Genomic DNA, 12,159 nt, shown 5'->3' with positions numbered 1-12,159 from the left:
AACCTATGAACTCTTGCTTGATGGGCTCACCATCAAAACAACTGATGCTCTTTATTTACCTGTGGTCCGCTTTCCAGAAAAGTAGCTTCCAGCACTCATCAGAAGGCCAAAGATCACCATTCCAAGGCCCCACCAGAGATTAAAATTAATCCCTTCGCTCATACTGTAACTGGCCCCACCAAACAGACCATACAACAGAATAATCACACCAATCAGCGCAATTGTCCCCCCAATAATCAGTGCAATGGACATCTGATGCCCCTCACTCGAAGGCTGCATATCTTGTTGACTCATATCTCTCTCCCTCTCATTAGAAGAACATCAGGTTGAAGATGATGAAGATGACCAGGGCGATACTCGCAAGGACGATTGGCCGTTTGTACCAGACCGTTTCCACAGCCGTTCGTTTCGGGGTCAGGCTATAGACCAGACCTTTCAGCTCTTCATCAGGTTTGGGTTTGGTAAACAATGAGATGATGATTGTGACGACAAAACAGACTCCCCAACCAATCAATGCACGCCACATGCTCGATCCTTCGGAGCTCCCAAAGGAGAACAGATGATAGACGGTCTCGCCAATCCAGAGGAAGAGTGCAACCAGTGTACCAATAACCACGCCAAAGAAACCACCCCAGGCTGTTGTACGCTTCCAGAACATTCCCAATAAGAAAGTTGCTAACAACGGTGCATTGACAACAGAGAAGAGCGCCTGAACATAATCCATAATGCTCGTAAAGCTGGCCGCAATATACGCAGTTCCTACACTCAGGATAATGCCTACTACGGTGACGATACGTCCCATGTTCAGGTAGTGACGATCTGAGGCATCGCGTTTGATATATGCTCGGTAGATGTCATACGTCCAGACCGTATTAAAGGCCGTTACATTACCAGCCATCCCAGACATAAAGGCGGCCAGCAAAGCAGTCAGACCAAGGCCAAGCAGACCATTGGGCAGGTAACGAACCATCGCATAAGGGATCGCCATGTTGAATGAGTTCTCAAAGCCCGGCGTCTTTCCTAACTGTGGGAAGACGGTTAAGACTACCAGGCCTGGGATAATTGCCAGGAACGGGAAGAACAGTTTTGGGAAGGCTGCAATCAAAGGCGTTCGCTCAGCCGCCGCCTCATCTTCAGCCGCCAGTGCACGCTGTACAACCAGGAAGTCTGTACACCAGTACCCAAAGCTCAAGACAAAACCTAGCCCCAACGCGATACCGATAAAGTTCACGCCAAACGGATTGTTATTTCCTGCCGTGTTAATCCAGAGATGGAAGAAGGCCGGATTGTTTACACGCTCTTGTAGCCCTGACCAGCCGCCAACATTCAGTAGACCAATAATGGTTAAAGGCAAGAGACCAGCGACGATCAAAAAGAATTGTAGTGTTTCATTGTATATTGATGAGGTTAGACCACCCAGCAGAATATACGCCATGATAAAGACTGCCGCCAGCCAGATGCTTGCATCCAGCGACCAGCCCAGCAGTACATTAAAGACCAGGGCCGCAGCGTACATGTTTATTCCACTTGTGAGCAGCGTGAGAATTCCAAAGGTGATGGCATTAAAACCACGGGTTGCCTCATTGTAACGTAATTTCAGAAAGCCCGGAACCGAATGAGCTTTGCTTCCATAGTAAAAAGGCATCATAAAGATGGCGACAAACAACATGGCAGGAATAGCGCCAATCCAATAAAAGTGCGCCTGCATCATACCATACTGGGCTGCCGCAGCCCCCATACCCAGAATCTCTAACGCTCCCAGGTTAGCACCAACAAAAGCCAGGCCAGTTACCCAACTGGGTAACGAACGGCCCGAGAGAAAGAAATCTTCAGAGGATTTCATTTTGCGGCGCAGAATCAGTCCAATGCCAAGTGTGACAAGGAAATAGACTCCAATGATTAAGTAATCCACCCACTGAACATGAGCGGTAACGGGGGCTGTTGCTACAGCACCTAATGTAAACATACTCAGTCTCCTTCGACCATTCCTGCCTATCTTTTGAATACATAAAAAATCTTATCTATTCAATAAATGATAGACGAGCACAGATCTAAGAATAATAGCCTTAATTTCAGCAATAAAAATTCCAGTCAATATAGAGACACCGTAGTCTAAAAATTGACTGTTCCACTAGTTAGTACGGATGAACACAAGCAATAGCTTCAAGATTTCGCTGACTCTGGGGGTTTGTGAGCGATCTGTGAGCGCTATCGGATACAATAGAGTATCAAACAACCCGGGAAGGGGGAGAGAATAATGACAACATCGCGTTTTCGCGGAGAGGTACGAGCTCCACAATTTCAAAAGGGGCTGGATTGGATTAATAGCGATCATCCTATTCAGCTCCAGGAGCTACGAGGAAGGATTACGATCCTCCATTTCTGGACGTTCTGCTGCATCAATTGTATGCATGCTCTGGCCCAATTGCACGAGATTGCTGAGGCTTTTCCACTTGAAGTGACTGTTATTAGCGTTCATTCACCAAAGTTTCCCAACGAGAAGTTTACTGATAGTGTGCGCGATGCCGTATTGCGCTATGGAATCGATCATCCTGTCGTCAATGATCGCTCGATGTATCTCTGGAAACAATATGCTGTCCGCGCATGGCCAACGTTGATCTTTCTTGATCCAGAAAATCGCGTCATTGGTCGGCATGAGGGAGAGATCTCTCCGGAGGGAGGCAAGCTGCTGATCCAGGAGATGGTGGATGATTTTCGCGAGCATCAGCTCTTAGAGCCTCGCCGTCTGACCTTTACACGTCAACCTGCTCCCCAGACCTTGCTGGCTTTTCCAGGAAAACTGGCCGTAGATGAAGCCGCCGATCGTCTCATCGTCAGCGATTCCAGTCATCATCGTCTCCTGGAATGTTCTCTTACTGGTAAGATTCGGCAGGTGATTGGAAATGGAGAAGCTGGCTTCCAGGATGGGAAGCTCTCAGAAGCCCAATTTCGGCGTCCTCAAGGAGTCGTCCTTCATGGTGAGATCCTCTATGTCGCCGATACTGAGAATCATGCGATCCGTCGCGTCGATCTCCAGCGACAACAGGTTGAGACCATCGCAGGGACTGGCGAGCAATATGGTCTTATACGCAATGCCCCTAAGTCAGGCTCTGCTCTGACAACTGCTTTAAGCTCACCCTGGGATCTTGCTTTGAATGGGCAGACGCTCTATATTGCAATGGCCGGCATGCATCTGGTGTCCGCATTAGATCTCACGCGTGGCGAGATTGCGCCCTTTGCTGGAGCTGGTCCCGAGGGTATCGGAGACGGTCCAGCCTTAGAGGCCTTTTTTGCACAACCCAACGGTCTGGCGCTTACGTCGGAAGATCTCTTTGTAGCAGATAGCGAGACAAGTGCTGTGCGCCAGATCACTTTAAAGGAACCTTCGCTGGTCAAGACACTGATCGGCTCAGGACTCTTTGATTTTGGCGATCAGGATGGCATAGGTGAAGACGTGCGACTTCAACATGTTCAGGGTCTCTGCTTCACCAATGGGCAACTCTATCTCAGCGATACCTATAATAATCGCATCAAACACTTGAATCCAACAACCAGGGCAGTACAGAGCTATGCGGGAACAGGTGAAGGTGGTCTGCGCGATGGTTCATTATCAGAAGCCCAATTCAACGAGCCCGGTGGGATAGCCGCTGGCCAGAACAGGCTCTACATTGCAGATACCAACAATCATGCGATTCGTATCGTTGATCTCATGACAAAACTTGTCAGCACACTTGCACTTCATTCCTGAGCTAGCATTTCCCATCTCCCATCTTATGAGATACAATGGAGGAAGTATTCGTGTCCCCACACGCTGGCGTGTATCCAAGGGTGTATCCCAGGAGTAATTTTAATGACAACAACAACAAACAATATATTCACTCGTGCCCAACAGCCTTTTATAAATGCAGCGTTCACCGATTTCTCACAGGAAGCGGCCCAACGTGCTCAGATCGAGGCGCTTGAGCAGGTGAAAAGCGAACTTGGTCAGACCTATCCCCTTATTATCAATGGGAAGAAGATTAAGACCGCCGAAACCTTTGCATCCGTCAACCCTAGCAACCCCTCACAGGTCATTGGATACTTCTCCAAAGCCAGCGTAGAACAGGCTAACGAGGCAGTACAGGTAGCTGCCAGAACCTTCGAGACATGGAAACATGTTCCTGCCGAAGAGCGCGCTGGCTATCTGTTTGCGGCGGCTGACCTTATGAAAGAGCGCCGTTTTTATATCAACGCCTGGATGATCTATGAGGTTGGTAAAAGCTGGGTAGAGGCGGATGCAGATACCGCTGAAGCTATTGACTTCCTAGAATTTTATGCCCGCGAAGCGCTGCGTCTTTCTGGCGAACAGCCTGTTGTACAGGTTGAGGGCGAGAAAAATGCGCTCGTTTACATTCCTCTTGGAGTGGCTGCCGTTATTCCACCCTGGAATTTCCCTTGCGCAATTATGGTCGGCATGACCAGTGCGGCATTTGTCACTGGCAATACCGCCATTCTTAAACCAGCCAGCACCGCACCAGCTATCGCTTATCAGTTTATGCGTATCCTCGAAGAGGTTGGCCTTCCAGCAGGCGTGGTAAACTTTCTTCCTGGTTCAGGATCGGTCATTGGCGATACTCTGGTTGATAATCCACTGGTCCGGTTTATCGCTTTTACGGGCTCACGCGATGTTGGCCTGCGCATCTTCGAGCGTGCCTCCAAACATCAGAAAGGTCAGCGCTGGCTCAAACGCACCATCTTAGAGATGGGCGGAAAAGACGCTGTTGTGGTTGATGAGACCGCCGATCTCGAGGCAGCTGCCACGGCCATTGTCGCCTCGGCCTTTGGTTTCCAGGGACAAAAATGCTCTGCTGGCTCGCGTGCAATCATTGTCGAACAGGTCTATGATGAGGTGCTGGCAAAGGTTGTGGAGAAGACCAAAAAGCTCACGCTTGGCGATCCTACTCAGCCCACTACCTATATGGGGCCAGTGGTTGATGAGAATGCCATGAAAAAGATCCTCGATTATATCGAGATTGGCAAAGGTGAGGGCCAGTTACTGGTTGGTGGTAATCACCGAGGCTCAGGCTACTTTATTGAGCCAACCGTTATCGCTAACGTCGATTCACACGCTCGCATTGCGCAAGAAGAGATCTTTGGACCAGTCCTTGCAGTCATTAAAGCGAAAGATTTTGATGATGCGCTTCACATCGCCAATGATACCGAATATGGCCTGACAGGTGCCTTCTTTACTCAGAATGCACAGCGTCTCGAACGTGTCAAAGCAGAGTATCATGTGGGTAATCTTTATCTGAACCGCAAATGTACGGGAGCCCTAGTCGGCGTCCAGCCATTTGGCGGCTTCAATATGTCTGGCACTGACTCAAAGGCTGGTGGCAACGACTACCTTCTGCTCTTCACACAGGCCAAAGCCATCTCGGTCAAAAAGTAGCCCATCCATCGGCAAGCTTTTTCGGCTATGCACACCGTTTTACCCTCTCCATTGTGAGAGGACAGAACGTACAAACAGCGGACCTGCCCATCGTATGGGCGGTCCGCAGCACTAAGGAACAACTGAAACACACTGGTGCAAAGGAGATACCGTCCTTGACAGCTGTACAAAAACTCAGTGCCGATCTCTGGCAATGTAATCTGCCATTCCAAGGTGAAGATGAGATCATTGGTCCTTACCTGCTAGCTGGCAATAAAGAGCTGGCTATTATCGATCCAGGGCCCACCACAACCGTGCCCGCGCTCCTGGATGCTCTTCGGGAAGCTGGCTTCCAACCTGAAGAGGTGACTCATATCCTGGGCACACACATCCATCTCGACCATATGGGCGGAACCGGTACCCTGTTGGAGTCGATGCCAAAGGCTCAGATCTACGTCCATCGTAAAGGTGCACCACATCTCGTTGATCCCACAAAATTTATCGCCAGTGCCACCCGTATCTATCAAGATCAGATGCAAGAGCTCTGGGGAGAGATTAAACCCGTCCCTCAAGAACGCATTCATACATTAGACGATGGCGAGATCCTTACAGTGGCCGGGCGGCGATTGGAGGTTCACTATACCCCTGGACATGCTATCCACCATGTTGTTTTCTTTGATGTCCATTCTGGCGCTCTATTTGCTGGCGATATTGCAGGGGTGCATCTGCCAAATGTCAATTATGTTCGCCCTCCCACTCCCCCACCCGATCTTGATCTGGACGATTGGTTCAATAGCCTGGATAAGATGAAGCGGCTCTATCCAGATCTTCTCTATCTGGCTCATTTCGGTGCTGTACGCAATCCCACACAGCATATTGAAAGGCTCCGTGAGAAGCTCATTACCTGGGGGAATTTCATTCTAGGGGCTGTGCGTGATGGAAAAAGTGAGGCCGAGATTACGCAGATGCTCAAAGCGCATACTGAACCCGAAGTGGTACGCCTTGCAGGCTCTAAAGATATTCTTAAAAAATTAGAGTTAGCGACAAATTATTCTATGACAGTGCAGGGCTATCTGCGCTACTGGAAGAAAAAACAGCCTGACAGCGTCCTGAGCTAAGTGAGAAGATCCCTTCCCTCTTCTCTTGCTCCGGGTCCGCTGTACCTGCTCTCTCTTACCTCGATGAGATAGAGAGAGCAGAGCACACATTTTACGCGAGCGAGATCAGGAAGGGGCTCCCTGGTGGTCGGATCTATCCTTTCCCTTCCAACAATCTATTTTGTTGCATCTTTTAAGGCCGCTAATTTTGTGGCGAGAATCAACCAGGGCTCATCCGCAGATGACTCAATACGCTTCAACTGGAAAGGGTCACTCTCGGGCGTATTCACTCCAGATGTAGATGTCAGAGCCCAACGATATCCCGCCTGTTTGACCGCCTTAAGGACCTTCTCTGCGATAAGAGTATCCGGCTCCACAGGATAGGCAAAGCTCTGCACTGGATGTCCCAACCGGGCTTCCAGCATAAGACGGCATTCAGCCACCTCACGCTGCAATTCTGAGGTTTCCGTCAAACGCTCCAACTGGGGATGATGCTGAGAATGAGCTCCAAACGAGATTAACCCACTTTTAGCCATCTCTTCTACCTGCTCCCACAACAGTGGAAACATTGGTAGATCCTCTTCCTGTACCGTTGAAGGGACAGCTAAGGCCCGGCGCACAAACCACAGAAAAGCATCTCTCTCAGTTACAGAAGGTGCCAGGCGCAATTTATCGGCAATGTATGTCTTCAACGCAGCTCGTTCAGCAGGCTCCTGTAAGCGATAGCTCTTCTGATCCAACGTTACAACCTCAACCTGTGCACGAGAGATCAGACGCTCATCCTCAAACCACCAGAAAAAATCGCCCCGCTCAATATAGCCAGGAATCAAATAAACCGTCAAAGGGATATTGAGCTCCTTCGCCAATGGAAACGCCTCTGTGTAAAAGTCACGATAACCATCATCAAAGCTAATCACCAGGGGCGGGCGACGATCTCTACTTACCTGGGGCTGGGCCGCAAATAGCTCTTGCAACGCCTCCTCGATGGATAATAAACGATAATAACGCCGCAAAAATTGAAATTGCTGCCGGAGCTCATGACCAGTGGCGCGATGATATTTCAAAATAAGGAGCTGTGGCTTCGTCTCCCTGTTTAACATACGATAGAGACGCAAAGCACCAGTATAATACAGACCAGCAGCGAGATACATACGCAAACGACTGAGCATACAGTATCCTTCTCTAAAAAATAAAGTGAGAGCCGCGCAGGCTATCCATCTCTCTGGCTCTCAGAAATTACCTGCCATCACGATAACTTACCACTGCACAAAAAGCTCACTGGTGGGTAGAGTCCATCACAAGTACCTGATAGGGCGTCAGGGTTGTCGCGGTTCCATTAACGGTCAGAGCAAGAGTCTTATCGGTCTTATTAATGATAATAATCTTCTGATCGGTCGCTAGAGCAGCTACTTGATGTGCATCCGATACACTCACAGCATAGAGCACCTTCCCAACCCCAAAGTCTGTACTCAATGCCTTCACCGTATCATACCAGGGGTGAGCTACTCCCCCTCCAGCATAGTTTGTTGGAGACCAGTAGCCCTGATCCGAGGAACCATCCCCCGATCCACCCCAGGAGAGAGCCACAGATCCCCCAGCAGCAATAAACTTTACCATCGCATAGCTTTTCACAGCATTATCATAGACATCATTGAAATTATCAATATATGGTGAGGTAAACCATTCTGCTAGCCAGATAGGCAGAGTCGTCGAGCCTGGATAGAACGTAGGGTTAAGTCCACGTATCCATTTGACAATCTCGCCATAGATCTCAGAGCCCGTAAAAGGATCAGCAAGCAACTTGTGAGTATCACGATTCTCAATGGAGCCATCGATAGTAATGAAGCCAGCTCCAGTCTTATGTTGAAGCCAATATTGAATCACATCAAAGGGACGCTGATCAAAGACACCAAACTTTTTTATCACATTCGATGGATCACTCTGTTGAGTCGAAGACCAGGTATCCATAAAGACATACGGGCCACCAACTTTGATCATCGTTTGATCAATCTGCTTTGACTGTGCAACCTGCATCAAAGCAGCATAGACACGATTATACATGTACGTATATCCATGACTGGCATTCGGTCCATCGGGCCTCCCCGGACTAATCGTGAAGTCATAATTATCTAGCTTTGGATCAAAATATCCTTTGAGCTCATTCCAGACTTGAAAGATACGCACATTATAAGGGGGAGCCATATAACGCTCAGCTGTACGCTGTACCAGATGTACCCAGGCATCCATTTTATTATCAAGGATTCTTGTACCATAGGTGATCTTCGGGTCCCACTCATCTTTTGCGGTCATCACGCGTGTTGAGCCGTCTCCCTGTAATTGCCCTTTCATCCACCAGGGAGCCTCTGCCAGGGTGATAACTGGCGTCAATCCAAGGTTCACTGCATGCATCACACGTTGATCTAAACTCGACCAGTCCGATGGCTCTGGCATACCTGGATCGGGCCAGGGATCTACTCCTCCCCAGGCCATAAGGGGAATATTCTCATACGCCAGAGTCCCCTTCATAAGATTGTTAGCTCGACTCATAGCGCCAGCATCGCCATACAACAGCGTATTATCAATCTGGCTCAATCCCGCCTGATACTGACTGATCCCCGGCGAACATTGTTGATTCACCTGGACTTGAATTGGCTCGTTCGGCTGGTTCGCGGGAAGATCAGGTGCATCTAAACATTTGACCACTGTCGTCGGTGTTGGAGTACCATTCATAGCCTGTGCCGTTGGGCTCGCAGTTCCATGCTTCTGGCCCGATGCTACTCCCGCCCCTATAGTAGAACACGAGACACTTAGTATAAGAACATATACATATAGCAACAAAGCTATGATCTTCCTCAGCGTTCTATTCCGTTGCCTCCAACAATCCATTGTTCTTTCCTTTGTATCACAAATAGTCCATAGTCCTCGTACGGGGCTGATAACAGAAGACAATGGCCGCCTTTTCTAGCAGGATGATCAACATCAATTACCTTGATAGAGGGTTGATCAGATCAATCTTATTAAACTAGAAATATTGAATTATGTCACTTTTCTCTGTTCTCATATAGGAAATTTGGCACCTTTTGATGCGATAATCACCGCCACACGTTATGATTGATAAGCGTTGTGGAGATCTCCGTCGCTCTCTACCAAAAATATGCCACCTTTTGCTCATGGATGCTCATTGGATCGTGAACTATCTGGTTGGGAGGTAGAGAGGGGAATAACTCCTGCAATCAAGTACTCCAATCTGGCCTGGAAATAAGCTACAACTTGCAAATTAGCTCAATCTCATATAAACTCATCCATAGATACCGATAAAACAGAAAAAAATTAGTATCTAGTATTTTTCCAACGTAACGATGTCCAATTTTCAAACCCACATTCCATCGGCTGACTTTGATCTGGCTTTACAGAAGGATCTACAAAGCAGAACAGCAGAGTGTTACAGAGCTTTATAAGGTAGATCAGCTGGTAGCTTTCGTCAAAAAATCAGGTGCGGAATGTGGGTTCAAATACATCCCAAATATCTTTTTTCTACCAATTTCGATGCTCAAATACATGAGAGTTTGTAACATCGGTATGCCCTGGTCAGTCTGGTTAGAGTGTATATACGTAAATTTTTATGCATAAAAAGTTTTATGCTCATTGAGCACGTAACGTAGTGAGAGTAAGGTAGGGAACCATGTACAGAAGGAAAGATCAACCCACCGTTAGTGTTATCATTCCAGCTCGCAATGAGGAGAAAAATTTAAGCCATATCTTACCTTATCTTCCTCCCGAAGTGACAGAGGTTATTCTTGTCGATGGTCACTCAACGGATAATACCATCGCGGTAGCTAGATCGCTCCGACCCACTATTCGCATTATCCAGCAACAGGGCCGTGGAAAAGGCGATGCGATGCGTCTGGGCTTTACGGCAAGTACACAAGATATTGTTGTCATGCTCGATGGGGATGGCTCAGCCGATCCATTGGAGATTCCGCGTTTTGTCGAAGCTCTTGTGCAAGGGGCCGATTTTGTCAAAGGTTCACGCTTCCTGGGTCAAGGGAAAAGTCATGATCTCACGATCGTTCGCAGTATCGGCAATTGGGGCTTGTGTGCGCTCGTTAATCTTCTCTTTCACCAGAAGTTTAGTGACCTCTGCTATGGCTATAATGCCTTCTGGCGCGACTGCTTAGAGCATATCACTCTTGACTGTACAGGCTTTGAGATCGAGGCTCAACTCTGCCTGCGAACGTATAAAGCCGGTCTTAAAATCAGAGAAGTTGCAAGTGTTGAACATTCAAGAATTCATGGTATGAGTAATCTCCATGCCTTTCGCGATGGCTGGCGTATCCTGAAGATTATTCTCAGTGAATGGTATACCCGGCCTGGGATATCGACTAAGCCGATAGAGCAAAATTACACATACCCAAAGGTACCGATAAACACCAGTTCGTCGCAACATTTTGTGAACGACCTCTGAGTTGAAGACTTCGTGGTTTTCACGCCGACCGCCTACAAAATAAGACCATTTGTGAAGCAATATTTAGTTTATTTTTCTAAATGTATTGTTCCATAGAGAGCTAAAGAAACGAGTGCTCTGTGATACCAGCCAGACAATGTATTTCTGTAATTATCTGCGCGTATAGTCTAGACCGCTGGGAGCTTCTCCTGGCTGCGGTTAGAGCGTTGCAAGCTCAAACGCTGCCAGCGAAAGAGATTATTGTAGTCATTGATCATCATCCAGCACTATTCACACAAGCAAAGACCCTGCTACCAGGGGTCATCGTGCTTGAAAATAATGCCAAACAGGGGCTCTCAAATGCTCGGAATACAGGGATTGCTGCGGCCCAGGGTGAGCTCATTGCGTTCTTAGATGATGATGCCTGCCCTCCTCCTCTCTGGTTGGAAGAATTTGATCGTGCCCTACAACCTGCGACCATTCTTGGAGCGGGAAGTGCAGTTGTGCCAGCCTGGCAGCAACAGAGACCCGGGTGGTTTCCGGCTGAGTTCTATTGGGTGGTTGGCTGTAGCTATCTGGGCATGCCGACTGTCCCGGCAGAGATTCGCAATCCTATTGGGGCAAGTATGTGCATCAGGCGCAAAGTTTTTGAGGAGGTCGGGGGCTTTCGTAGTGAAATTGGCCGTATCGGAACAAGACCCATCGGCTGTGAAGAGACGGAGCTTTGTATTCGAGCTCGCCAGCAATGGCCGCTTCAATCGTTTCGCTTCCTGCCATCTGTCTCAGTCTCTCATGTGGTTCCTGCACATCGAGCGACATGGAGCTATTTTTTTGCTCGTTGCTATGCTGAAGGTCTCTCTAAAGCAGGGATTTCGCGCCTTGTTGGAAGCAAAGCCTCGCTCTCAACTGAGAATAACTATACTTTTCGGACACTTCCACAAGGGTTTCTGCGCAATCTCCACCAGGCACTCTTTAAAAGGGATCGCTGGGGGCTGGCTCGAGCCGCCGCAATTGTGCTTGGTCTGACGATAACAACTCTAGGTTACGTCATTGGTATCTGCTCTCCCACAACAATACATCCCAATCGTAGAGCACCTGCAATCGCAGATAGCAACCTCCTGTGGCAAAATCATTCCACAGGGAACCCAGGAATTCCCTCGTGAATATCGATAGATGATAAAATATTGATCAGTCTTTCTTTTTAGTGAGCA

The 12,159-nt window shown here is 48.3% G+C and carries 9 protein-coding genes; 5 read left to right on the top strand and 4 right to left on the bottom strand.

Annotated features, from left to right (window positions below):
- Positions 1 to 51 precede the first annotated feature (51 nt).
- Both EL628_RS07985 and EL628_RS07980 read right to left on the bottom strand, forming a co-directional pair.
- The gene (locus tag EL628_RS07985; protein WP_126579428.1) at positions 52 to 294 is read right to left on the bottom strand and encodes a hypothetical protein; all 243 of its coding nucleotides are present in this window, start codon (positions 292 to 294) and stop codon (positions 52 to 54) included.
- 16 nt (positions 295 to 310) lie between these two features.
- Positions 311 to 1,966: a sodium:solute symporter family protein gene (locus EL628_RS07980; protein ID WP_126579427.1), complete on the bottom strand. Its 1,656-nt coding sequence runs from the start codon at positions 1,964 to 1,966 to the stop codon at positions 311 to 313.
- Between the two features lie 291 nt (positions 1,967 to 2,257).
- On the opposite strand from EL628_RS07980, the gene EL628_RS07975 reads away from it, so the two are divergent.
- From EL628_RS07975 to EL628_RS07965, 3 genes are all read left to right on the top strand, one after another.
- Positions 2,258 to 3,748 carry a thioredoxin-like domain-containing protein gene (locus EL628_RS07975; RefSeq protein WP_126579426.1) on the top strand — a complete coding sequence of 497 codons (1,491 nt, stop codon included), beginning with the start codon at positions 2,258 to 2,260 and terminating at the stop codon, positions 3,746 to 3,748.
- 102 nt (positions 3,749 to 3,850) lie between these two features.
- A complete protein-coding gene (gene pruA, locus EL628_RS07970; protein WP_126579425.1) occupies positions 3,851 to 5,428 on the top strand; it encodes an L-glutamate gamma-semialdehyde dehydrogenase in 1,578 nt (525 codons plus the stop codon).
- A gap of 155 nt (positions 5,429 to 5,583) precedes the next feature.
- The gene (locus EL628_RS07965) at positions 5,584 to 6,525 is read left to right on the top strand and encodes an MBL fold metallo-hydrolase (RefSeq protein ID WP_161975339.1); all 942 of its coding nucleotides are present in this window, start codon (positions 5,584 to 5,586) and stop codon (positions 6,523 to 6,525) included.
- A 155-nt stretch (positions 6,526 to 6,680) separates the two neighbouring features.
- On the opposite strand, the gene EL628_RS07960 is transcribed toward EL628_RS07965, so the two are convergent.
- Positions 6,681 to 7,673 carry a polysaccharide deacetylase family protein gene (locus EL628_RS07960; RefSeq protein ID WP_126579423.1) on the bottom strand — a complete coding sequence of 331 codons (993 nt, stop codon included), beginning with the start codon at positions 7,671 to 7,673 and terminating at the stop codon, positions 6,681 to 6,683.
- A 106-nt stretch (positions 7,674 to 7,779) separates the two neighbouring features.
- Positions 7,780 to 9,342: a hypothetical protein gene (locus EL628_RS07955; RefSeq protein ID WP_126579422.1), complete on the bottom strand. Its 1,563-nt coding sequence runs from the start codon at positions 9,340 to 9,342 to the stop codon at positions 7,780 to 7,782.
- A gap of 844 nt (positions 9,343 to 10,186) precedes the next feature.
- Here EL628_RS07955 and EL628_RS07950 point away from each other — a divergent pair.
- A complete protein-coding gene (locus EL628_RS07950; RefSeq protein ID WP_126579421.1) occupies positions 10,187 to 10,969 on the top strand; it encodes a glycosyltransferase family 2 protein in 783 nt (260 codons plus the stop codon).
- Between the two features lie 119 nt (positions 10,970 to 11,088).
- Positions 11,089 to 12,111, top strand: a complete 1,023-nt coding sequence (locus EL628_RS07945; protein WP_126579420.1) for a glycosyltransferase family 2 protein — start codon at positions 11,089 to 11,091, stop codon at positions 12,109 to 12,111.
- Positions 12,112 to 12,159 lie beyond the last annotated feature (48 nt).

This window comes from Tengunoibacter tsumagoiensis (genome assembly GCF_003967535.1).
GTDB classification, from domain to species: domain Bacteria; phylum Chloroflexota; class Ktedonobacteria; order Ktedonobacterales; family Ktedonobacteraceae; genus Tengunoibacter; species Tengunoibacter tsumagoiensis.
The sequence above is the reverse complement of the archived record's forward strand: the minus strand, read 5'-3'. Positions and strand labels throughout refer to the sequence as shown.